Below are 20,846 nucleotides of genomic sequence, written 5' to 3'. Positions count from 1 at the left end.
GTCCCCGCACTACGCTGCAACTCATCCGATGACCGACCACAAGGAGCCGCGATGCGTGTCGCCCTGTTCCTGACCTGCGTCAACGACACGCTCTATCCGGACACCGGACGCGCCGTGGTGAAACTGCTGACCAGGCTGGGCGTCGATGTCGACTTCCCGATGGCGCAGACCTGCTGCGGGCAGGCGCACTACAACACCGGATATCGTCACGAGGCCGAGCCGCTCGCCCGGCATTTCTCCGATGTCTTCGGCGCGTACGAGGCGATCGTGACGCCGTCCGGGTCGTGCGGGGCGATGGTGCGGGAGCTGTATCCGAGGATGGGTGAGCGGGCCCGGGCAGAGGGGCGCGGGGACACCCTCGCGGCCACGCTGGCGCCGGTGGTGCCCAAGACGTACGAGCTCACGGAGTTCCTGGTCGACGTGCTGGGCGTGACGGACGTCGGGGCGTACTACCCGCACAAGGTGACCTACCACCCGACCTGCCACGGGTTGCGCGGACTCGGCCTCGGCGAGCGGCCCCGGCGGCTGCTGCAGGCCGTGAAGGGGCTGGAGCTGGCCGAGCTGCCGGGGGCGGACGAGTGCTGCGGGTTCGGCGGCACCTTCGCACTGAAGAACTCCGACGTCTCGGCGGCGATGGGTGCCGACAAGGTGCGCAACGCCGAGTCGACGGGCGCCGAGGTGCTGTGCGCGGCCGACAACTCCTGCCTGATGCACATCGGCGGGACCATGGCCCGGCTGCGGACCGGCATGCGGCCGGTGCACATCGCGGAGATCCTGGCGAGCACGGAGGAGGAACCGGTCGTATGAGCGGGACGTATCTCGGCATGCCGGCGTTCCCGGAGGCCGCGCGGGAGGCCGTGGGGAACACGACCCTGCGCGGCAATCTGCGGCACGCCACACACACCATCCGCGCCAAGCGGGCCACGGCCGTCGCGGAGGTGTCCGACTGGGCCGAGCTGCGCGAGGCGGGCAAGCGGATCAAGGACCACACGCTGCGCCATCTCGACCGCTACCTCGTGCGGTTGGAGGAGTCGGTCACGGCCGCGGGCGGCGTCGTGCACTGGGCCGCCGACGCGGACGAGGCCAACGAGATCGTCACCCAGCTGGTGAAGATGACCGGCGAGTCCGAGGTCGTCAAGGTCAAGTCGATGGCCACGCAGGAGATCGGGCTCAACGAGGCGCTGGAGGCCGAGGGCATCCGCGCCTACGAGACCGATCTGGCCGAGCTGATCGTGCAGTTGGGCAAGGACCGGCCCTCGCACATCCTCGTCCCGGCCATCCACCGCAACCGGGGCGAGATCCGGGACATCTTCGCCCGCGAGATGAGCGAGTGGGGCCGCCCCGCTCCCGAGGGCCTGACCGACACTCCGGCCGAACTCGCCGAGGCCGCCCGCGTGCACCTGCGGGAAAAGTTCCTGCGGGCCAAGGTCGGCATCTCCGGCGCCAACTTCATGGTCGCCGAGACGGGCACCCTGGTGGTCGTGGAGTCCGAGGGCAACGGGCGGATGTGCCTGACCCTGCCCGAGACGCTGATCTCGGTCGTCGGCATCGAGAAGATCGTGCCGACGTGGCGGGACCTGGAGGTGTTCCTGCAGACCCTCCCCCGCTCCTCCACGGCCGAGCGCATGAACCCGTACACGTCGACGTGGACCGGCACGACCGGCGGGGACGGGCCCAGCACCTTCCATCTGGTGCTGCTGGACAACGGCCGCACCGACACCCTCGCCGACGAGGTCGGCCGGCAGGCCCTGCGCTGCATCCGCTGCTCGGCCTGCCTCAACGTGTGCCCGGTGTACGAGCGGGCCGGCGGCCACGCCTACGGCTCGGTCTACCCGGGGCCGATCGGCGCGATCCTCAGTCCGCAACTGCGCGGCACCGGAAGCGAGATCGACGCCTCGCTGCCGTACGCGTCCTCGCTGTGCGGGGCGTGTTACGAGGTGTGCCCGGTCGCCATCGACATCCCGGAGGTGCTGGTGCATCTGCGGGAGCGGGTCGTGCAGGGCGGCGAGGTCACCCGGGAGGGCAACAAGGTGGTGCTGCGGCCCGCGAAGGGGCATGCCGCCGAGCGGGCGGCGATGCGCGCGGCACGCTGGGCGTTCACGCACCCGGGCGCGCTGCGCACCGGCCAGCGGACCGCCTCCCGGACGCGTCGCTTCCACCCCCGTACGCTGCCCGGGCCCGGCCGGGCCTGGAGCGGGACCCGGGAGCTGCCGCCGGTGCCCGCCGAGCCGTTCCGGGACTGGTGGCAGCGCACTCGTGGTGGGAAGGACGGGGACAGGTGAACAGCAGGGAACGGATCCTGGGGCGGGTGCGGCGCGCGCTGGCGGACGTACCACGGGACGACGCGCCGTACGAGCAGGCGGTGTCGCGTGACTATGCGCGCGAGCACGGGCAGCGGTCCGTCGCACAGACGGTGGAGCTGCTCGCCGAGAACCTGGCGGACTACCGGGCGATCGTGCACCGCACGGACGCCGACGGGCTGGCCGGGCTGATCGCGGGGCTGCTGGACAAGCGCGGGGCGGCTTCGGTGCTGGTGCCGCCCGGGCTGGACGAGGGGTGGCTGGCCGCGACCGGTGTGACGCGGGTGGCGGACCGGGCCGAGAGCACCCCGGCCGAACTGGACCGGGTGGACAGTGTGGTGACGGCCTGCGCGGTCGCGATCGCCGAGACCGGCACCATCGTGCTGGACGGCTCGCCCGACCAGGGCCGCCGCCGGATCACCCTCGTCCCGGACCACCACATCTGTGTCGTGCGCGTCCCCGGCCAGGTCGTGTCGTCCGTACCGCAGGGGATCGAACGCCTCGACCCGGCACGCCCGTTGACGTGGATCTCCGGGCCGTCGGCGACCAGTGACATCGAACTGGACCGGGTGGAGGGGGTGCACGGCCCGCGCACCCTGGAGGTGGTGCTGGTCGGTCAGGGCAGGATCGAGTCGACGTAACCTCCGTCGGCCCGCAGGGCGCCACCCGTGGTCGCCGAGGCGTGGTCGGAGGCGAGGTAGACGACCATGCCGGCGATCTCCTCCGGCTCGATCAGCCGCTGGAGCAGGGACTGCGGCCGGTGCCGCCGCATGAAGGCGCGCTGGGCCTCGTCCCAGGGCAGGTCGCGGTCCACCAGCTGGTAGACGAAGTCCTCGACACCGCCTGTGTGGGTCGGCCCGGTGATGACGGAGTTCACCGTGACACCGGTGCCGGCCGCCTGCTTGGCGAAGCCCCGGCTCACCGCGAGCAGGGCGGTCTTCGACATGCCGTAGTGGATCATCTCGGCGGGGATGACGACCGCCGAGTCGCTGGCGATGTACTGGACGCGCCCCCAGCCGCGTTCGGTCATGCCGGGCAGGACGAGCCGGGTGAGGCGCACGGCCGACAGGACGTTGACGTCGAAGTAGCGGCGCCACTCCTCGTCGCTGATCGCCAGCGGATCGGCGGACTCGAAGACGCCGAGGTTGTTGAGGCCGTGTCAGCCCTTTCCGTACGGGGGTGATCGGGGACCCCCGGGGTGTCGCTGAGTACACCCCGGGATACGGGTTCTGCGGCCAGTGTGGCCACGTCCCCTGCTCCGTAGCGTCGAGGGCGAGACACAGGGCGTGTCGACGAAGGGGGACGACGACGATGTTCCGCACCGGACCACGACAGGAGCAGGACCCGGGACCCGCGGCCGAGGCGCTGCGGCTGGTCAAGGTCACCAAGACGTACGGGAGCGCCGACAGCGCCGTGACCGCCCTGGACGGGGTGACGCTCGGCCTGGAACGTGGCACCTTCACGGCGGTGATGGGGCCGTCCGGCTCCGGGAAGTCGACGCTGCTGAGCTGCGCTGCGGGGCTCGACCGGCCCGACAGCGGCATCGTGCGGGTCGACGGCACCGAGCTGACGGGCGGTGGCGAGACCGAGCTGACGAAGTTCCGGCGCGGGCGGATCGGGTTCGTGTTCCAGCAGTACAACCTGCTGGAGACGCTGACCGTCGCACAGAACACGGTGCTGCCGCTGAAACTGGCCGGGCGGCGCGTGGACCGGCGGCGGGTCCGGGAGGTGCTGACGGCCGTGGGGCTCGGCGACCGGCTCGGGCACCGGCCCGACCAGCTGTCCGGTGGTCAGCGCCAGCGGGTGGCGATCGCCCGGGCGCTGGTCACCGAACCTCGGGTGATCTTCGCGGACGAGCCGACGGGCGCGCTGGACACCCGCAGTGCGCGGGGGGTGCTGCGGCTTCTCCAGGACGCGGTGCGGGCGCACGGCCGGACGGTGGTGATGGTGACGCACGATCCGGTCGCCGCCTCCTACGCCGACTCCGTGCTGTTCCTCGCCGACGGCCGGCTGGCGGGCCGGATGGACGCCCCGACTCCGGACGCGGTCGCCGAGCGGCTGGCGCACCTGGGCGACGACGTGCCGACGGGGGTGTGAGGTCATGTTCATGCTGGCGATGCGGTCGATCCGGCAGCGGCCCGGGCGGTTCCTCGCGACCCTGCTGTCCGCGTTCCTGGGCGCGGCGATCATCATGACGTTCAACGCGATGCACGACACGGCCGGGCAGCCGGGCGTGGACGCGGTCAGCTCGGACACGCTCTCCACCGCGGCGGGCGTGGTCGGCGGCTACGGCACCCTGCTGGTCTTCTTCGCGATCGCCTCGACGCTGACGGTGAACGTGCGTCAGCGGGCCGCCGAGATGGAATTGCTGCGCTGCTCGGGGGCGACTCCCGGACAGATCAGGCGGATGGTCGTGGGTGAGGCGGTGGCCGTGGCCCTGGCCGGCGCGGCTCTCGCGATCGGCCCGGCGATGCTCGGCGGCCGGGCGCTGCTGGAGGTGTTCCAGGACAGCGGTCAGGTCGCGCGGTCCGTCGAGTTCTCCTTCGGGCCCGTGGCCTTCATGACCGGCTTCGACATCACGCTGCTCGCCGCCGCGGGCGCCGCGTTCCTCGCCGTGCGGCGGGCCGGCGGCCGAAGCAGGCGGCGGGGCCGGGCGCGCAGGGTCCTCGCCTACGCGGCGCTGGTCGCCGGCGCCGCGGCGGTGACCTCGACGTTCGTGTTCTCGGCGACGGATGCCGCGTTGATGGCGCCGCCGGCGTACGGGGCGATCCTGCTGTCCGTCGGGTGCGCGCTGAAGGCGCCGCGGCTGCTGGCCGCCGTGCTGGACCGGCTGCCGCTCGAGGGCGCGAGCGGCTGGCTGGCGGTGCGCAATCTGCGGGAGCGAACCGGGCAGCTCGCCGGGATCCTGATGTCGCTGATCCTGTTCACCGCGGTCGCCACGGCGACGCTGACCATGCAGGCGGTGGAGAGCGACGCCGTCGCGGCCTCGGGGGCGGTGAAGTCGGTCGACGCGAAGAACCTGGAGACGCTGAACTTCACGGTGGTCGGCATCATCGTGGTCTTCGTCTGCGTCATGCTGGTCAACTCCCTGTATGCGGCGACCAGTTATCGCGGGCGGGAGTTCGGTCAGCAGCGGCTGGCGGGGGCGACGCCCGGGCAGGTGCTGGGTGTGGTGGGCGTCGAGGGGCTGGTGCTGACGGTCGTCGGTGTCCTCTTCGGCACTGCGGCGGCGCTGGCGGGGATCGTGCCGTTCACCGTGGTCCGCGGCGACGCGGTGCTGCCTGAGCAGGCGTTCGGCGTGTGGCTCGCCGTTGTGGCGGTCGCCGCGGCGGTGACGATGGGGACGGGCCTGGCCACCGCGCGGCGGGTACTGCGCACCCCGGCGGTGCGGGCGGTGGCATCGGCCGCGTGAGCGGAGGACCCGGTGCAGGGGCGGTCGCCGCGGCGGTCGCCCTTCACCGCGTGCCGGAGGCGTCCAGCAGCGCGGTCACGGTCGTCGCGGTCAGGCCGTCCAGCGTCTCGATGCCGGCCCCGGCCCGGGCGCCGGCCCCGTCGAAGACCAGCATCAGCTGACGGGCGAGCAGCTCCGCATCCCGCGCCCCGCCCTCCTCCGCCCGGGTGCGGCCGTACCGGAACCCCCGTGACAGCGTGGGTGAACAAGCGCTTAGATAGTGCCCTGCCCGCCATCCCTTCGCCCGCCCCGGAGGCCCCGTTGTTCACATCCGTCGACGACGTCTCCGCACGCCTCGCCGAGACCGGCTACCTCGCCTCGCCCGCCGTCGCCACGACCGTCTTCCTCGCCGGCCGCCTCGGCAAGCCGCTCCTGGTGGAGGGCCCGGCCGGCGTGGGCAAGACGGAGCTCGCCAAGGCCGTCGCCCAGGTCGCCGGAGCCCGGCTCGTGCGCCTCCAGTGCTATGAGGGGGTCGACGAGTCCCGCGCCCTGTACGAGTGGAACCACGCCAAGCAGCTGCTGCGCATCAGCGCGGGTCGCGACGAGACGTGGGACGAGGCCCGTACGGACATCTTCAGCGAGGAGTTCCTGCTCACGCGGCCCCTGCTGACCGCCATCCGGGGCGACGACCCGAAGGTGCTGCTGATCGACGAGACCGACAAGGCGGACGTCGAGGTGGAGGGCCTGCTGCTGGAGGTGCTCAGCGACTTCCAGGTGACCGTCCCCGAGGTGGGCACCATCGCCGCGACCCGCCGCCCCTTCGTGGTCCTCACCTCCAACGCGAGCCGGGAGCTGTCCGAGGCGTTGCGCCGCCGCTGCCTCTTCCTGCACATCGGCTTCCCGGACGAGGAGCTGGAGCGCCGGATCGTACGGCTGAGGGTGCCGGGCCTCGAAGAGGCCCTGGCCCACTCGGTGGTCCGGGTCGTGGGCGCGCTGCGGGCGATGGACCTGCGCAAGGTGCCGTCGGTCGCCGAGACCGTCGACTGGGCGCGCACCCTGCTCGCGCTGGGGGCCGACTCGCTGGACGAGACGGTCGTGCGGGCCACGCTCGGTGTGCTCCTCAAGCACCAGGACGACGTCCTCAAGGCGTCCGCCAAGCTCGACCTGGACGCCCTGTGACGACGCCGGCGGGTGTCGCCGAGCGGCTGACGTCCTTCGTCGGGGCGCTGCGCGCGCACGGCGTGCGGATCGGCACCGGCGAGAGCGTCGACGCGGCGCGGGCGGTCGAGGAACTCGGCCTCGCGGACCGGGAACTGCTGCGCGAGGGGCTCGCGGCGACGCTGTTGCACGGTCCCGGGCAACGGCAGGTGTTCGACCCGGTCTTCGACCTCTACTTCCCGCGCGGCGTCGGCGGCCCGGAGCAGCGGGCGGCGGGGCGGGAGGACCTGCGGGACCGGCTGGCCGACGCCCTGGCAGCCGACGACCAGGAGACGCTGGGCCGGCTGGCGATCGAGGCGGTCGACGGTTTCGGCGGCTACGGTTCCTCGCCGGAGTCGGACGGCTGGTCGTCGTACCAGACGCTCGAACGGTTGCGGCCGCAGACGTTGCTGGCCCGGGTCCGCGACAACGTCCGTGGACAGGGCGGGAGTTCGGGGTTCGCGGACCGTCTGCTGGAGGACGAGATCCGGCGGCGCGTCGATACCTTCAGGGCCATGGTCGCGGCGGAGGCGCGGCGCCGGGTCGCCGAGCGGCGCGGCCGGGACGAGATCGCCCGGCGGGCGGTGGCCCCGACCGCCGACCGGGTCGACTTCCTGTTCGCCGGGAAGGACCGGCTGGCCGAGTTGCGCCGGACGGTGCAGCCGCTGGCCCGCAAGCTCGCGACCCGGTTGGCGGCCCGGCGCCGCCGTGCCTCCCGGGGCTCGATCGATCTGCGGCGGACCCTGCGCGGTTCGCTGTCGACGGGCGGTGTGCCGATGAAGCCGGTGCTGCGCAGACGGCGTCCCGTCCGTCCCGAACTGGTGCTGCTGTGCGATGTGTCGGGGTCGGTCTCCAGCTTCTCGGACTTCACGATGCTGCTGGTCCAGGCGTTGCACGACCAGTTCAGCAAGGTGCGCGTGTTCGCCTTCGTCAACCGGATCGACGAGGTGACCGGGCTGCTGGAGCACGGCAGGGCCGACCCGGAAGGGCTGGGCTCCCGCATCCGGGCGGAGGCGGCGGTCACGGAGTTCCACGGCAGCAGCGACTACGGCATGGCGCTGGGCGAGTTCGCCGAGCGCTACGCGGACGCGGTCGGTTCGCGCACGACCCTGTTCGTTCTCGGTGACGCCCGCACGAACCGGAGCGACCCGAACCTGCCCGCCCTGCGGCGGATCACCGAACGCGCCCGCCGCGTCCACTGGCTCAACCCCGAGCAGCGCTCCCGCTGGGGCACGGGCGACTCCGTCGCGCCCGCCTACGCCGAGCTGGCCGACATGCACGAGTGCCGCGACGTCCGGCAGTTGAGCGCACTGGTGGCGCGGCTGCTGCCGGTGTGATCAGGCGGCGGTGAGCTGCGCGTAGAGGTCGGCCGGGTCGGCCGCCAGCCCGGCCTTGACCTGCCGCGAGATGTCGTCGGCCAGCACCTCGTACGCGCCGGACGCGATGCCGTCGAGGGCCTGGGCCGCGACGGAGCCGGCCGTGGACTTGGGGGCGTCCACTCCGACGGTCATGTCCGTGTCGACGTAACCGACATGGAGGCCGGTGACGTCGATCCCACGCGGCTTCAGATCGAGGCGCAGCGAGTTGGTCTGCGACCAGAAGGCGGCCTTGGAGGCGCTGTAGGAGCCGGCGAGGCCGATCCAGGACAGCACGGAGTGGACGTTGAGGATGTGGCCGCCGCCGTTGCGCTCGATGACGGGGACGAAGGCCCGGGTCACCAGGAGCGGCCCGTAGAAGTTCGTCTCGAACTCGCGGCGCACGTCCTCGACGGGCGAGTCGAGGAAGTTCGCGTTCACCGACGCACCGGCGTTGTTGATCAGCAGGGTGACGTCCTGCGCCTGCTCGGCCGCCGCGGCGACGGACGCGGGGTCGGTCACCTCCAGGGCCAGCGGCACGGCGTCCGGGTGCGTGACGGTGCGCGGGTCGCGGGCGGTGGCGTACACCTTCCGCGCGCCCCGCTCGTGAAGGGCCGCGACCAGCGCCCGGCCGATGCCGCGGCTGCCGCCGGTGACCAGAGCGACGGAACCATCGATGGCGGTCATGGGGGTCTCCCTCATTGTCCTCAGCGGGGAAACCGAACAGTTTCCCGCGTGGGGAACTGTAAACCGATCGGTTTCCCAGGGCAAGGGCAGAGGTGGGGAGAGGGCCGATGTCGGGGGAATCGATCGCCGGCCTCCGGAGAAGATCAGGGTCCGTCCCCGATGGCCGCACCCCGGGAATCTCCTACGCTCGCCGCAAGCGGAGGGGGTCTCATGAAAGCAGTGGTCCAGGACCGGTACGGCTCGGCGGACACGCTGGAGTTCCGGGAGGTCGCCCGGCCGGTGCCGGGCGCCGGTGAGGTGCTGGTGCGGGTGCACGCGGCCTCGGTCAACGCCTACGACTGGCACTTCATGCGCGGAGACCCGCTGCTCGGCCGCGGTGTGATGGGGCTGCGCAGACCCAGGGTGCCGGTGCGGGGCCGGGACTTCGCGGGCCGTGTCGAGGCGCTGGGCCCCGGGGTCACGGGGTTCGAGCCCGGTGACGAGGTGTACGGGGAGGCGAACGGCGCGTTCGCGGAGTACGTGTGCGCACGGGAGGGCGAGGTGGGCCCGAAGCCCGCCAACCTCACGTTCGAGCAGGCCGCCGCGGTACCGCTGGCGGGGAACACCGCTCTCATGGCCCTGCGCGACGTCGCCGCCGTGCGGCCGGGCCAGGCGGTCCTGGTGAACGGGGCGTCGGGCGGGGTCGGCACGTTCGCCGTGCAGCTCGGCAAGGCCTGCGGCGCGGACGTGACGGGCGTGTGCAGCACACGGAACATGGATTTGGTCCGCTCACTGGGCGCGGACCGGGTCATCGACTACACCCGGGAGGACTTCGCCCGGGGCGGGAGACGGTACGACGTCGTGCTGGACCTGGTGGGCAACCGCTCGCTCGGTGACTTCCGGCGCGTGCTGACCCCCACCGGGACGCTCGTCCTGTCCGGTGGTGGGGTGTACGAGGGCGGCAGCGTCGCGGGGCCGATGGGGCTGTTCCTCAAGCGGCGGGTGCAGGCTCCGTTCGCGCGAGGCCAGCGGCTGCTGGAGGTCTCGGCGCGGCAGAGCAGGGCGAATCTCACGGCGCTGCGGAAGCTGGCCGAGTCGGGGAAGATCACCCCGGCCGTCGAGCGGACGTATCCGCTCAGCGAGGCGGCCGAGGCGATCCGGTACCTGGAGGGGGAACACGCACGGGCGAAGGTGGTCGTCACCGTGTGACACGCGATCGGCGGGGGGCCTCGCTAGTCCTTCTTGGCGTAGTCCTTGGCCATGCTGCCCGCGAAGTCGTACACCACGCACTGCTCGTCACCGACGACCCAGGCGTCGTGGCCGGGCGCGCAGACGAACACGTCGCCGGGGCCCACCTCGCTCTCCGCGCCGTCGTCCATGCGGATGTGCATACGGCCCGAGACGACATAGCCGTTGTGGTGGATCCGGCAGCTCTCCGTCCCGGCGATCGGGGCCACGGACTCGGACCAGCGCCAGCCCGGTTCGAAGGTGGCCACGGCGAAGTCCAGTCCCGTCATGTGGACGGCTTCCAGGTGGCCTCGGGGGTAGTCGCGCCGCTCGTCAGGCTTGTCGAGCGTCTTCACTTCCAGCATGACGCTCCTCCTCGGTGAGGGTTTGCCTCCATCGTCCGTCCGTCCGGCAGCCGGCGCCAATCAGGGGGCGTCGCCGCCACAGAGCTCGGCGAAGCGCCCGGCGTCCACGTTTCCACCGGAGATGATCACGCCGACCCGGCCCGGCAGTGCGCCCGCCCGGCCGGTGAGCAGGGCGGCCAGCGGGGTGGCGCCGCTCGGCTCGACGACGATCTTCAGGCGTTCGAAGGCGAACCGCATCGCGTCCCGGATCTCGTCGTCGGTGACCAGGACGACGTCGTCGAGGAGCCGCCGGTTGACCGAGAAGGTCAGCTCTCCGGGAGTGTGCAGGGCCTGGCCGTCGGCGATGGTGTGCGGGACCGGGATGCTGATGCGCCGGCCGGCCTCCAGCGAGCGCCTGGTGTCGTCCCCGGCCTCCGGCTCGACGCCGATGGTCCGGATGCCCGGGTGCAGGCCCTTGGCGACCGTGGCACTGCCGGCCATCAGCCCGCCGCCGCCGACCGGCGTCAGCAGGGCACCCAGCTCCCCCACCTCTTCGAGGAGTTCGAGAGCGGCCGTGCCCTGTCCGGCCATGACGTGCGGGTGCTCGTACGGCGGGATGAGGGCGAGACCGCGCTCGGCGGCCAGGGCTTCGGCGATGGCGACGCGGTCGCCGGTGTAGCGGTCGTACGTGACGATCTCGGCGCCGTATCCGACGGTGGCCGCCCGCTTCGACGGCGGGGCGTCCGCCGGCATGACGATCACGGCGGTGGTGCCCAGCTCGCGGGCCGCCAGGGCGACGGCCTGGGCGTGGTTGCCGGAGGAGTAGGCGGCGATGCCCCGGGACAGCTGCTCGGGGGTGAGGCGGGAGGCGGCGTTGTAGGCGCCGCGGAACTTGAAGGCGCCCACGCGCTGGAAGTTCTCGCACTTGAGGTGGATCTCGGCGCCCGCGAGCGCGTCCAGGGTGCGGGAGCGCAGCACGGGGGTGCGGTGGGCGACGCCCTTGAGCCTGGCTGCGGCGTCCCGGACGTCGTCGAGGGTGACCGGTGGGGTGGTGGTCGTCACGCGGATCCTCCGGTGGAAGTGTCGTGGGCCGCCCGGGCCTGGGACAGGTAGTTGTAGGCGGAGGCGCGGGAGATGCCGAGCCGGGCGGCGACCTGCTCGACGGCGCCGCGCACGGCGAAGACACCACGGGTGTCCAGCCCGCCGAACAGTTCCAGGCGCTCCGCGCGGTCGAGCTCCGCCCAGCTACCCCGCTGCTTCGACTGGTGGGCGTCGACGAGGGCGTCGACCACGGAGTCGATGTCGTTGCCGAAGGTGGTGGTCGGCAGCTCCGCCGGGGTGGCGCCGAGTCCGGCGAGTGCGCCGAGCAGGCCGTGGACCTGGGTGACGGCGCCGACGTCCACATTGACGCAGAGGGCGCCGAAGACGGCTCCCGTGGAGTCCCGCAGCACCATCGTGGAAGACTTCACCAGCGCCCCGGCGCGGGTACGGGTGACGTAGTTCAGTTCGTCGGCCGCCGCGGCCCCGCGGGCGAGGACGCGCATGCCGATCTCACTCATCGCGCCGCCGACCGTCCGCCCGGTCACCGAACCGGCGACGGCGACCACCGACTTCTCCGGGTTCCGGTAGTCGTGCAGCACGACGTCGCACAGGGGCCCGAATGTCGCGGCGATCCCGTCCACGACCGGCGTCAGCGCGGCGAGGATCGCGTCCCGCTCGGTGTTCAGCTCGCTGTCCATCCCGCCTCCTCCCACCTTCACCACTTTAGACCACAAGTCCAGCAATTGGATAGACAGTCCAATCGATCTCCAATAATTGGCAATGGTTTTCACATGACTTCGACTGGAACACGCTCTTGACATTCATTCCCATCTAGCGTGGCGCGTGCCGAGCAAACCCCCTGTGCGCCCTTCCTGGAGGAGCCATGCCCCTGTCCACGTCCCGCCGCCTCGCGCTGCTGACCAGCGCGTCACTGGCCCTGCTCGCTGGCTGCGGCAGCTCGTCGGACTCCGCCGGCGCCGACGCCGAGAGCGCGCCGGACCGCGTGAGCGTGGTCGCCTCCACGAACGTCTACGGCGACATCGTCCAGCGCATCGGCGGCGACAGAGTCGACGTCACCTCGCTCATCAGCGACCCCGACCAGGACCCGCACTCCTACGAGGCCGACCCCCAGAACCAGCTGGCCCTGTCCAAGGCGAAGGTCGTCGTCGAGAACGGCGGCGGCTACGACGACTTCGTCGACCGCATGCTGAAGGGCGGCCACAACGACTCCGCCGAGGTGATCAACTCGGTCGAGGTGTCCGGCAGGACCGCGCCCAAGGGCGGGGAGCTCAACGAGCACGTCTGGTACGACTTCCCCACCGTCGCCAAGGTCGCCGACCGGATCTCCACCGCCCTCGCCAAGGCCGACCCGGACGACGCGGCCGCCTTCCAGAAGAACGCCGCCGCCTTCAAGTCGAAGCTCGGGCCGCTGGAGGCCAAGGAGGCGCGGATCAAGAAGGAACACGGCGGCGAGGGCGTCGCGATCACCGAGCCCGTGCCGCTCTACATGACCCAGGCGAGCGGCCTGGTCGACAGGACGCCCCCGGCGTTCAGCGAGGCCATCGAGGAGGGCGACGACGTCTCGCCGCGGATCCTTCAGGAGAACCTGGCGCTGTTCAGCGGCAAGAAGGTGAAGGCACTCGTCTACAACGAGCAGACCTCCGGCCCGCAGACCGAGAAGACCGAGGCGGCGGCCAAGGCGGCCGGCATCCCCGTCGTGCCCGTGACGGAGACCCTGCCGAAGGGCAAGGACTACCTCGGCTGGATGACCGCCAACGTCGACGCGCTCGCGGGCGCGCTGGCCAAGTGACCCCGATACCCCGACAGGACGGCACGCCTGTCGTCGCCCTGCGCGCAGCCGCCCTGTCCTACGGCGACCGCGAGGTGTGGAGCGACCTCGAACTCGACGTACGGTCCGGGGAGTTCCTGGCCGTGCTGGGCCCCAACGGCGCGGGCAAGACCAGCTTCGTCCGGGCACTGCTGGGCCGCCAGCCGCTGTCCGCGGGCACGCTGACGGTCCTCGGCCGGCCCGCGCGTCAGGCCGCCCGGCACATCGGGTACGTCCCGCAGCAGGCGGCGCTGTCCGCGCAGGCCATGCTGCGCGCCCGCGACCTCGTCCGGTTCGGCATCGACGGCCACCGCTTCGGACCGCGGCTGCGCACCGGCGGGATCCGCCGCCGGGTGGACGAGATCCTCGAGTCGGTCGGAGCCTCGGCCTACGCCGACGTCCCGCTCGGGATGCTCTCCGGCGGCGAACGGCAGCGCGTGCGCATCGGGCAGGCCCTGGCGACCGACCCCCGCCTCCTGCTGTGCGACGAGCCGCTGCTGTCGCTCGACCTGAACCACCAGCGGGCCGTCACCGAGCTGATCGACGCACGGCGCCGTTCCCACGGCACGGCGGTGGTGTTCGTGACGCACGAGATCAACCCGGTCCTCGGCATGGTCGACCGGGTGCTGTACCTGGCCCGCGGCGGCCACCGGGTCGGCACCCCGGACGAGGTGCTGACCTCCGAGTCGCTGTCCCGTCTCTACGGCACGCGGGTCGACGTGGTGCGTGTCGGGGGCCGGGTGGTGGTGGCGGGAGCACCCGACGAGACGGCCACCCCGCCCCACCACCCCGGGCGGCTTGACGAGACGGACGGAGTGCGCGCATGACACTCGCCGGTGGGATCTGGCACCAGATCTTCGACTTCACCGACTACGGCGAACTCCTCGCCCTGGTCCGCAACTCCCTCGTCGCCGGTGTGGCGCTGGGCCTGGTGGGCGGTTTGGCCGGGGTGTTCGTCCTGATGCGGGACCTGCCGTTCGCGGTGCACGGCATCAGCGAGCTGTCCTTCGCGGGCGCGTCGGCGGCACTGCTGCTGGACGCGAACATCGTGGCGGGCTCGATCGCCGGTTCGCTGCTCGCGGCCGGCGCCATCGGCGTCCTCGGGGCACGGGCCCGGGACCGCAACTCGGTGATCGGCATCATCATGCCGTTCGGTCTGGGTCTCGGCGTGCTCTTCCTCGCCCTCTACAAGGGCCGGGCGGCCAACAAGTTCGGTCTGCTCACCGGGCAGATCGTCGCGGTGGACACCCCGCAGATGTCGTGGCTGCTCGGCACATCCGTCCTGGTGCTGGTGGCCCTGGCGGTCATGTGGCGTCCGCTCGCCTTCGCCAGCACGGATCCGGATGTGGCGGAGGCCCGCGGGGTGCCGGTGCGTGGGCTGTCCTTCGCGTTCATGCTGGTGCTCGGGCTGGCGGTCGCCCTGTCGGTACAGGTCGTGGGCGCGCTGCTGGTGCTCTCCCTGGTGGTCACCCCGGCCGCGGCGGCCGCCCGCGTCACCGCGTCGCCGGTGCTGCTGCCCGTGCTGAGCGTGCTGTTCGCCGTGGTCTCGATCGAGGGCGGCATCCTGCTCGCCCTGGGCAGCAGCGTCCCCATCAGCCCCTACGTCACCACGATCTCGTTCACCGTCTACGCGGTGTGCCGCGTGGCCGGCCGGTACCGGAACCGGCGGTGGGGGGCTCGGCGGACGGCGGTACGGGCGGCCTGAGCGGGCCTCACCGTTCGAAGACGGCCTGTCCGTCGAAGACCGTGAGATCCACCCGCACCTGAGTGATCTCGTGCGGGTCGGGTTGAAACTTTCGCTCCGGAGACAATGCGGAATACGGTTTCTAACGAGTTGCCGACTCCGGGCAGGAGCAGACCCTCCGGACATGCATCGCTCCGCGGTCGGCGGGAGGCTGGTGATGTCAGCACCGTCACGCGGCCCGGGAGATCGCCATGGGACAGATGATCAACGCCGACGGCGTGGAACTCTGGGTCGAGCGGCGGGGCGAGGGACCCGACGTCCTGCTCCTCGCGGGGCTCGGGGACCCGGCCGAGGCATGGCAGCCGCAGCTCGACGGGCTCGCGGACCGCTACCGGATCACCGCGTTCGACAACCGCGGGGCCGGCCGCACCCCCCTGCCCGAAGGCCCGCTCTCCGTGCCGCGGATGGCCGACGACGCCGCGGCGCTGCTGCGCACACTCCAGATCCCGGCCGCTCACGTCGCGGGCTTCTCGGGAGGCAGTTTCATCGCCCAGGAACTGGCCCTGCGCCACCCCGGCCCTGTCCGCAGCCTCGTCCTCATGAGCACGATGGCCCGCCCTGAAGCCTACTTCCGCGCCATGACGCGCTTTTGGCACTGGATGGTCGAACGCGCCCCGGACGAACGGGCCATGCTCGAGGCGTTCTTCCTGTGGATCTACACCCCCCGCGCCCACGCCGACGGCATGGTCGACCGCCTCATCGACGAGGCCCTGGCCTTCGAACACCCGCAGTCCGTCGAGGCCTTCCAGCGCCAGCTCGTGGCCTTCGCCGGCCATGACACCCTCGACCGCCTGGGCGACATCACCGCCCCGGCCCTCGTGCTCGCCGGCGAACTCGACCTCGCCACACCACCGCGCCTCGGCCGTGAGGTCGCGGAGGGGATCCCCGGCGCGGTGTTCGAGGTGCTGCCCGGAGAGGCTCATCAGCCGTTCCAGGAGGTACCGGAGGTGTTCAACACCCGGGTCACCGCTTTCTGGAGGGAGGTGGAGGCGCGCGAGTGACGAGTGACCGAACGGCCCGGAAAACGCCACCTGGCATGCAGTAACGTCGAAACGTGACGGACGAGGCGTAGACCAGGCGGAAGCGTTCGGGCGGTGCCCGGGCGAGGCGGAAGAGCTCGGAGAAGGACCGGCCCGCCACCATCCGCGATGTCGCCGCGAAGGCCGGCGTCTCCGTAGCAACCGTTTCCCGCGCGCTGGCGGGGAACTACCCCGTGTCGGAGGAGACCCGAGCACGCATCACGGCCGCCGTCGACTCGCTGCACTACGTGGTGAACGTGCACGCCAAGGCGCTGTCCGGGCGGGTCCCGGGGCCGATCGCGCTGGTCATCAGGGACATCACCGGCCCGTCGCTGGCGCATGTCGCCGCCGGGGTGGAGCAGGAGGCCGGAAGCAGGGGGCGGCTCAGCCTGGTGTGCTCCACGCAGGGCGACACGGGCCGGGAGGACGACCTCGTGCAGCTGATGAGGGAGCAGCACGCCGCGGCGGTCGTCCTGGTGGGCGGGGCGGTGCCGGACGACGCGTACCACCGGCGGATGACCGGCTACGCCCGGGCCCTGGACGCCGCCGGGTCCCGTCTGGTGCTGGTGGGCCGGCCGCCGCTGCCGCCGGGGGTGCCCGTGACGGTCGTGGAGTACGACGACCGGGGCGGTGCGTTCCAGGCGGTCACCCACCTGCTCACCGCGGGCCACCGGCGCATCCTGTTCCTCGGCGGCGAACCCGGGCTCAGCAGCGCCGAACAGCGCCGGGCCGGCTACCTCGACGCCCTGCGGGCCCACGGCGTCCCGCGGACCGAGGAACTGGAGATCCCGGGTCCCTACACCCGCACCTCGGGCTATCTGCGCGCCGGTGAGGCGCTGCGGTCCGGCCTGGACTTCACGGCGGTCCTCGGCGGGTCGGACGCGGTGGCCGTGGGCGCCCTGGCCGCCCTGCGGGAGGCCGGGCTGCGGGTGCCGCGTGACGTGTCGCTGGTCGGCTTCGACGACGTGCCGTTCGCCGCCGACCTGACGCCGCCGCTCACCACGGTCCGGGTGCCGTACGAGGAACTGGGCCGCTCCGCCGTGCGGCTGGCGCTCGAACGCCAGGAGCGGGTCGCGGTCGACGACCACGTGGTGCTGAGCACCCAGTTGGTGATCCGGCAGTCGGTGCGGCGCGTGAAGCGAGGGGGCGACGCGCGCGACCGTCACCGGCGGTGCCCGCCGGGCAGAGCCGGTGGGCACCGCCGGCCCGGACGGGTCAGGCCGCGGCGAGAGCGGGGTCCGGTTCCTCCGCCGCCGCGAGCAGGGCGAGGAGCGTCGCGCGGGCACGGGCCACCCGGGAACGGACCGTGCCGACCGGGCAGTTGCTCAGCGCGGCGGCCTCCGCGTAGCGCAGTCCGAGCAGCTGCGTGAGGACGAACGCCTCGCGGCGTTCGGCCGGCAACCCGGCCACCAGCTCCAGCAGCGCCACGCCGTCGTCGAAACCGGGCAGGCCACGCGGCTGGGCGAGTTCGGCCGCCGGCTCCCAGTCCGGCAGGTCGGCCGGGCGGGGGCGTACGGCGGTGTACCGGATGCTGTCGGCCACCGCGCGCCGGGCGATCGCCAGCAGCCAGGTCCGCGCCGAGGAACGGCCCTCGAACCGGTGCAGGCTGCCGAGCGCCCGCAGGAACGTGTCCTGCGCCAGATCGTCCACCGCCTGCGGGTCGGCGCACAGATGGGCGACGTACCGGATGACGTCACGGTGCAGGGCGCGCACGAAGCGGTCGACGGCCGCGGGGTCGCCGCCGCGGGCGGCCAGCGCCCAGGCGGTTATCGACTCGTCGGCCGACGCCGACCTCTCGTGCGGGAGGGGCAGGGCAGGAGTGGTCACCTGATGTCCTTCTCGGGATTCCGGGACCGCGAGGACGCGAGCAGACCGGCCGTGAGGTCGGACGTGCGCGCGTGGGTGCGCGGTCCGGTGAGCGGGGGCGCGGGCGTACCCGTACCGCGCGTCAGGAGGCGCGGCCTCCCGCGGGTGGGCGCGAGCACGGGTGTACGACCGCTACCGGGGCGCGCAGGGGCTGCCCCGGTCACCACTGGCTGCCGTCAGGCGGCAGCGGCCCCCGCCGGTGGTCCCCGGGTGGTGATCGCGTGGACGAGAAGGAGACGGCGCGGCGTGCGGTTCGGCGACCGCCGCCGGTGGCGCACGGGCGGGGGCGGCGGTGCGGGCAGGGCGGACAGGAGCCGCAGTGGTGTGGCGAGCCGGCTGCCCACGGCGTGCAGCAGCCGGAAGGCGGCCCGCTCTCCGTGGCCCAGCCACAGGCCGCACAGCAGCGCGGCCAGGAGGTGGGCGGCGAGCATGCCGAGGGACGAGTCACCGCCGGGGACGTGCGCCATGTGCGGGGACATGGAGTCCATGGCGCCCGAGCCCATGCCGTGGCTCATCGAGCCCATGCCGTGGCTCATGGAGCCCGTGTCATGGCTCATGGAGCCCGTGTCATGGCTCATGGAGCCCGTGTCATGGCTCATGGACGGCATGTCCATGGAGTGCGCTCCGGGCGCGGAAGGTGTGGGCGGCCCGAGCGAGAACGCCGAGTGCAGAGCGGTCTGGACGGCCACGGCCACGGCGACGACCAGGCCCGGTCCGCGCTCGCGGTCCGCCAGGCACCAGCCCGCCACACCCGTCACGGCCCAGCCGGCCAGCAGCGTCGGCACGGGCACGTGGTCGCCGGACATCATGACGTGCCCCAGGGCGGCGAGCACGACACAGACGGCCGCGAACACCGCGGCCCGTATCGCGCGAGCACACCACCCGACTGTCATGGCGCCTCATCCTCGCATCCGGCCCCCGCCCCGCCCCCAGGAGTACGGACACCTGCCCCGCCGGACACTCAATCCAAGCCATGTGATCCGGGCCACTGTCGTGGAGTCGGTGGCTCCGGTGGGGCCACGGCAGAATCCCCGGCGTGGACATCACCGCGCAGGAGCTCAATCGGGCCACCCTCGGGCGCCAGTTGGTGCTGGGGCGGGAGGTGATGGAAGCGGGGGAAGCGGTGCGGCGTGTGGTGGCACTGCAGGCGCAGCATGCCGCGATGCAGCAGACGCTGTACGCCTCACGGCTCGCGTACCGCTTCGCCGCGGCGGGGCTCACGCCGGCCGACGGCGAGGCGCTCGTCCCCGAGTTGCTCGACTTCGCGGACCGGCCTCGGACGGCCGCCGAGGTGCAGGACTGGCCGGAGCCCGACGGTCGGGTGCTCCTGCTCAAGGGCTGAACCCGTGCGGCACGGCAACGGAGTCGGGGTGTCCGGCGAGAGGCAGGGCGCGTTCCCGCCATGGCACCGACCGCGAGTGACTCTCACGGACGCGCGCCAGGCGCCGCGCAGGGATGACATCGCGTCAGTGGTGGGCGTGGACCACGGCGTGGCCCCTGCCGCGGCCGATCAGCCATTTGTTGAGCGGGGTCGTGACCAGGAAGGCGACCGCGAAGCCGCCCAGGAGCGCGGACCAGAAGAGGCCGTCCGACAGATGGGCGTCCATCGCGCCCGGGGTGAGCGCGATGATCGCGTTGTCCACGAGTTCCATCACGGCGATGGAGACCGTGTCCGCGGCGAGGGCGATCCGGATCGCGGCCTTGAGGCCGAGACCGGACCGCAGGACCGCGAACAGGGTGAACGAGTAGCCGAAGAGGAACGCGAGCCCGATCGCCAGAACCATGGTGGGCACGTTGCCCCACCCCAGCGCCGTGCCGATCACCATGCCGAGGATCTCGCCGATCGCACATCCGGTCAGACAGTGCAGCGTCGCCTTCACGGCGGTCCCCAGGACGCGGCCCCGTGCGGATGCTTCCCAGGTTCGTGAGCGGTGTGGTCCATGACCTCACTTTATACCCCCTAGGGGTATGGGGGCGAGAGGTTGGCCGGGGGTCTCGCCGACCTAGAGTGGGTCGCCATGACGACACAGCCGACTCCACCGACGGATCCGACTCGGCCGGCCGGGGCGCCTGCGCCGCCCCACGCGGCACAGGCCTACCTCTCCGAGCTGTTCTCCCTGGAGGGCCGGGTCGCGGTGGTCACCGGCGGCAGTTCCGGTATCGGGCGCGCCATCAGCGGCGCACTCGCGGGCGCCGGGGCGAGCGTGGTGATCGTGGCCCGCGGCGAGGCCGGGCTGGCCGCGACGGTGAAGGAGCTGACGGCCCGGGGCTGCCGCGCCGCGTGGGTCGGCGCGGATCTGAGCACCCGCGAGGGGGTGCGGACGGCCGCCGAGCGGGCGGCCGGGGTGTTCGGGGAGCCCGACATCCTCGTCAACAGCGCCGGGATCAACCTGCGTCCGCCGATGGACGAGCTCGGCGAGGACGTCTGGGACGCCACGATGGCCGTCAACCTGGAGGCGCCGTTCCTGCTGGGGCAGCGCTTCGGCCCCGGCATGGCGGAGCGCGGGTACGGGCGCATCATCCACATCAGTTCGCAGCAGGCGCATCGCGCGTTCGTCCAGAGCGGTGCCTACGGCGCCTCCAAGGGCGGGCTGGAAGCGCTGGCGCGCTCCCAGGCCGAGGCGTGGTCGCCGCGCGGCGTCACCTGCAACCTCCTGGTGCCGGGCGTCGTCATGACACCCCTCAACGCACGGCTGTCGACGGACCCGGAGAAGGTGGCCGCCCTCGCCGCCCGCACGATGATCGGGCGGAACGGCCTCGCCGAGGACTTCGCGGGCGTGGCGGTCTTCCTGGCGAGCGCGGCGTCCGCCTACGTCACCGGGCAGTCGGTGTTCGTCGACGGCGGCCTGTCCGTCCACTGACACCCCC

At 72.4% G+C, this 20,846-nt stretch carries 20 protein-coding genes and 4 pseudogenes; 15 read left to right on the top strand and 9 right to left on the bottom strand.

All coding sequences use genetic code 11. The features are described from left to right. Nucleotides 1-51 precede the first annotated feature (51 nt). From CEB94_RS37145 to CEB94_RS37135, 3 genes are read left to right on the top strand one after another with little or no spacing between them, the layout of a single operon-like run. Nucleotides 52-807: a (Fe-S)-binding protein gene (locus CEB94_RS37145; RefSeq protein ID WP_175436326.1), complete on the top strand. Its 756-nt coding sequence runs from the start codon at nt 52-54 to the stop codon at nt 805-807. After that, the gene (locus CEB94_RS37140; RefSeq protein ID WP_175436325.1) at nt 804-2,282 is read left to right on the top strand and encodes a LutB/LldF family L-lactate oxidation iron-sulfur protein; all 1,479 of its coding nucleotides are present in this window, start codon (nt 804-806) and stop codon (nt 2,280-2,282) included. Before CEB94_RS37145 ends, CEB94_RS37140 begins: the two co-directional genes overlap by 4 nt. Then, nucleotides 2,279-2,941 carry a LutC/YkgG family protein gene (locus tag CEB94_RS37135; protein WP_175436324.1) on the top strand — a complete coding sequence of 221 codons (663 nt, stop codon included), beginning with the start codon at nt 2,279-2,281 and terminating at the stop codon, nt 2,939-2,941. The genes CEB94_RS37140 and CEB94_RS37135 overlap by 4 nt, the downstream gene beginning before the upstream one ends. On the opposite strand, the pseudogene CEB94_RS37130 reads toward CEB94_RS37135, so the two are convergent. Next, nucleotides 2,917-3,453: pseudogene (locus CEB94_RS37130) on the bottom strand (SDR family NAD(P)-dependent oxidoreductase); the annotation flags it as partial. The gene CEB94_RS37135 and the pseudogene CEB94_RS37130 overlap by 25 nt on opposite strands. A 158-nt stretch (nt 3,454-3,611) precedes the next feature. On the opposite strand from CEB94_RS37130, the gene CEB94_RS37125 reads away from it, so the two are divergent. Then, on the top strand, nt 3,612-4,397 hold the full coding sequence (locus CEB94_RS37125) for an ABC transporter ATP-binding protein (RefSeq protein WP_175436323.1): 786 nt from the start codon (nt 3,612-3,614) through the stop codon (nt 4,395-4,397). Between the two features lie 4 nt (nt 4,398-4,401). Next, complete coding sequence (locus CEB94_RS37120) at nt 4,402-5,712, top strand: FtsX-like permease family protein (RefSeq protein WP_175436322.1); 1,311 nt, start codon at nt 4,402-4,404, stop codon at nt 5,710-5,712. Nucleotides 5,713-5,755: 43 nt separating this feature from the next. Here the strand turns inward: CEB94_RS37120 and CEB94_RS37115 are convergent. Further along, nucleotides 5,756-5,923 (bottom strand): annotated as a pseudogene (locus CEB94_RS37115) (TetR/AcrR family transcriptional regulator); the annotation flags it as partial. 89 nt (nt 5,924-6,012) lie between these two features. Here CEB94_RS37115 and CEB94_RS37110 point away from each other — a divergent pair. After that, nucleotides 6,013-6,870, top strand: coding sequence for an AAA family ATPase (locus CEB94_RS37110; protein WP_175436321.1), 858 nt, complete (start codon nt 6,013-6,015; stop codon nt 6,868-6,870). Continuing rightward, on the top strand, nt 6,867-8,225 hold the full coding sequence (locus CEB94_RS37105) for a vWA domain-containing protein (protein ID WP_175436320.1): 1,359 nt from the start codon (nt 6,867-6,869) through the stop codon (nt 8,223-8,225). Before CEB94_RS37110 ends, CEB94_RS37105 begins: the two co-directional genes overlap by 4 nt. Here the strand turns inward: CEB94_RS37105 and CEB94_RS37100 are convergent, their stop codons facing one another. Further along, nucleotides 8,226-8,930 carry an SDR family oxidoreductase gene (locus CEB94_RS37100; RefSeq protein ID WP_175436319.1) on the bottom strand — a complete coding sequence of 235 codons (705 nt, stop codon included), beginning with the start codon at nt 8,928-8,930 and terminating at the stop codon, nt 8,226-8,228. It lies immediately after the preceding gene. Nucleotides 8,931-9,140: 210 nt separating this feature from the next. Here CEB94_RS37100 and CEB94_RS37095 point away from each other — a divergent pair, with 210 nt between their 5' ends. Further along, nucleotides 9,141-10,118 carry an NAD(P)-dependent alcohol dehydrogenase gene (locus CEB94_RS37095; protein ID WP_175436318.1) on the top strand — a complete coding sequence of 326 codons (978 nt, stop codon included), beginning with the start codon at nt 9,141-9,143 and terminating at the stop codon, nt 10,116-10,118. Nucleotides 10,119-10,141: 23 nt separating this feature from the next. On the opposite strand, the gene CEB94_RS37090 is transcribed toward CEB94_RS37095, so the two are convergent. From CEB94_RS37090 to CEB94_RS37080, 3 genes are read right to left on the bottom strand one after another with little or no spacing between them, the layout of a single operon-like run. Further along, nucleotides 10,142-10,501 (bottom strand): cupin domain-containing protein, encoded by a 360-nt coding sequence (locus CEB94_RS37090; RefSeq protein WP_175436317.1) that lies wholly within the window; start codon nt 10,499-10,501, stop codon nt 10,142-10,144. Between the two features lie 60 nt (nt 10,502-10,561). Further along, nucleotides 10,562-11,542 (bottom strand): pyridoxal-phosphate dependent enzyme, encoded by a 981-nt coding sequence (locus CEB94_RS37085; protein ID WP_175436316.1) that lies wholly within the window; start codon nt 11,540-11,542, stop codon nt 10,562-10,564. Continuing rightward, a complete protein-coding gene (locus tag CEB94_RS37080) occupies nt 11,539-12,219 on the bottom strand; it encodes a helix-turn-helix transcriptional regulator (RefSeq protein ID WP_175436315.1) in 681 nt (226 codons plus the stop codon). Before CEB94_RS37080 ends, CEB94_RS37085 begins: the two co-directional genes overlap by 4 nt. Nucleotides 12,220-12,404: 185 nt before the next feature. Here CEB94_RS37080 and CEB94_RS37075 point away from each other — a divergent pair, with 185 nt between their 5' ends. From CEB94_RS37075 to CEB94_RS37055, 5 genes and pseudogenes are all read left to right on the top strand, one after another. After that, the gene (locus tag CEB94_RS37075) at nt 12,405-13,331 is read left to right on the top strand and encodes a metal ABC transporter solute-binding protein, Zn/Mn family (RefSeq protein ID WP_175436314.1); all 927 of its coding nucleotides are present in this window, start codon (nt 12,405-12,407) and stop codon (nt 13,329-13,331) included. Next, on the top strand, nt 13,328-14,176 hold the full coding sequence (locus CEB94_RS37070; RefSeq protein ID WP_175436313.1) for a metal ABC transporter ATP-binding protein: 849 nt from the start codon (nt 13,328-13,330) through the stop codon (nt 14,174-14,176). Before CEB94_RS37075 ends, CEB94_RS37070 begins: the two co-directional genes overlap by 4 nt. Beyond that, nucleotides 14,173-15,054 (top strand): metal ABC transporter permease, encoded by an 882-nt coding sequence (locus CEB94_RS37065; protein WP_175436312.1) that lies wholly within the window; start codon nt 14,173-14,175, stop codon nt 15,052-15,054. Before CEB94_RS37070 ends, CEB94_RS37065 begins: the two co-directional genes overlap by 4 nt. A 230-nt stretch (nt 15,055-15,284) precedes the next feature. Then, a complete protein-coding gene (locus CEB94_RS37060; RefSeq protein WP_175436311.1) occupies nt 15,285-16,094 on the top strand; it encodes an alpha/beta fold hydrolase in 810 nt (269 codons plus the stop codon). Nucleotides 16,095-16,234: 140 nt separating this feature from the next. After that, a pseudogene (locus CEB94_RS37055) lies at nt 16,235-17,245 on the top strand (LacI family DNA-binding transcriptional regulator); the annotation flags it as partial. Nucleotides 17,246-17,327: 82 nt separating this feature from the next. On the opposite strand, the gene CEB94_RS37050 reads toward CEB94_RS37055, so the two are convergent. Together CEB94_RS37050 and CEB94_RS37045 are read right to left on the bottom strand one after the other, a co-directional pair. Further along, nucleotides 17,328-17,939: a sigma-70 family RNA polymerase sigma factor gene (locus CEB94_RS37050; RefSeq protein ID WP_175436310.1), complete on the bottom strand. Its 612-nt coding sequence runs from the start codon at nt 17,937-17,939 to the stop codon at nt 17,328-17,330. A 215-nt stretch (nt 17,940-18,154) separates the two neighbouring features. After that, the gene (locus tag CEB94_RS37045) at nt 18,155-18,871 is read right to left on the bottom strand and encodes a hypothetical protein (protein WP_175436309.1); all 717 of its coding nucleotides are present in this window, start codon (nt 18,869-18,871) and stop codon (nt 18,155-18,157) included. 143 nt (nt 18,872-19,014) lie between these two features. Here CEB94_RS37045 and CEB94_RS37040 point away from each other — a divergent pair, with 143 nt between their 5' ends. Then, entirely contained in the window at nt 19,015-19,320 is a 306-nt protein-coding gene (locus CEB94_RS37040; RefSeq protein ID WP_425472520.1) for a hypothetical protein, read from the top strand. A gap of 124 nt (nt 19,321-19,444) precedes the next feature. Here CEB94_RS37040 and CEB94_RS37035 read toward each other — a convergent pair. Next, nucleotides 19,445-19,920 (bottom strand): annotated as a pseudogene (locus CEB94_RS37035) (DUF4396 domain-containing protein). 76 nt (nt 19,921-19,996) lie between these two features. Between CEB94_RS37035 and CEB94_RS37030 the strand changes: the two are divergent. Beyond that, nucleotides 19,997-20,839 (top strand): SDR family NAD(P)-dependent oxidoreductase, encoded by an 843-nt coding sequence (locus tag CEB94_RS37030; protein ID WP_246112036.1) that lies wholly within the window; start codon nt 19,997-19,999, stop codon nt 20,837-20,839. The last annotated feature ends 7 nt before the right edge of the window (nt 20,840-20,846 follow it).

It is taken from the genome of Streptomyces hawaiiensis, from assembly GCF_004803895.1.
GTDB classification, from domain to species: Bacteria; Actinomycetota; Actinomycetes; order Streptomycetales; family Streptomycetaceae; genus Streptomyces; species Streptomyces hawaiiensis.
This window is presented reverse-complemented; position numbering and strand designations above follow the sequence as displayed.

What these genes read in the sequence shown, in the direction of transcription:
- CEB94_RS37090 (WP_175436317.1), bottom strand. Translation starts at nt 10,501, where the DNA reads ATGCTGGAAGTGAAGACGCTCGACAAGCCTGACGAGCGGCGCGACTAC.
- CEB94_RS37080 (WP_175436315.1), bottom strand. Translation starts at nt 12,219, where the DNA reads ATGGACAGCGAGCTGAACACCGAGCGGGACGCGATCCTCGCCGCGCTG.
- CEB94_RS37095 (WP_175436318.1), top strand. Translation starts at nt 9,141, where the DNA reads ATGAAAGCAGTGGTCCAGGACCGGTACGGCTCGGCGGACACGCTGGAG.
- CEB94_RS37125 (WP_175436323.1), top strand. Translation starts at nt 3,612, where the DNA reads ATGTTCCGCACCGGACCACGACAGGAGCAGGACCCGGGACCCGCGGCC.
- CEB94_RS37045 (WP_175436309.1), bottom strand. Translation starts at nt 18,871, where the DNA reads ATGACAGTCGGGTGGTGTGCTCGCGCGATACGGGCCGCGGTGTTCGCG.
- CEB94_RS37030 (WP_246112036.1), top strand. Translation starts at nt 19,997, where the DNA reads ATGACGACACAGCCGACTCCACCGACGGATCCGACTCGGCCGGCCGGG.
- CEB94_RS37075 (WP_175436314.1), top strand. Translation starts at nt 12,405, where the DNA reads ATGCCCCTGTCCACGTCCCGCCGCCTCGCGCTGCTGACCAGCGCGTCA.
- CEB94_RS37140 (WP_175436325.1), top strand. Translation starts at nt 804, where the DNA reads ATGAGCGGGACGTATCTCGGCATGCCGGCGTTCCCGGAGGCCGCGCGG.
- CEB94_RS37060 (WP_175436311.1), top strand. Translation starts at nt 15,285, where the DNA reads ATGGGACAGATGATCAACGCCGACGGCGTGGAACTCTGGGTCGAGCGG.
- CEB94_RS37120 (WP_175436322.1), top strand. Translation starts at nt 4,402, where the DNA reads ATGTTCATGCTGGCGATGCGGTCGATCCGGCAGCGGCCCGGGCGGTTC.
- CEB94_RS37065 (WP_175436312.1), top strand. Translation starts at nt 14,173, where the DNA reads ATGACACTCGCCGGTGGGATCTGGCACCAGATCTTCGACTTCACCGAC.
- CEB94_RS37100 (WP_175436319.1), bottom strand. Translation starts at nt 8,930, where the DNA reads ATGACCGCCATCGATGGTTCCGTCGCTCTGGTCACCGGCGGCAGCCGC.
- CEB94_RS37145 (WP_175436326.1), top strand. Translation starts at nt 52, where the DNA reads ATGCGTGTCGCCCTGTTCCTGACCTGCGTCAACGACACGCTCTATCCG.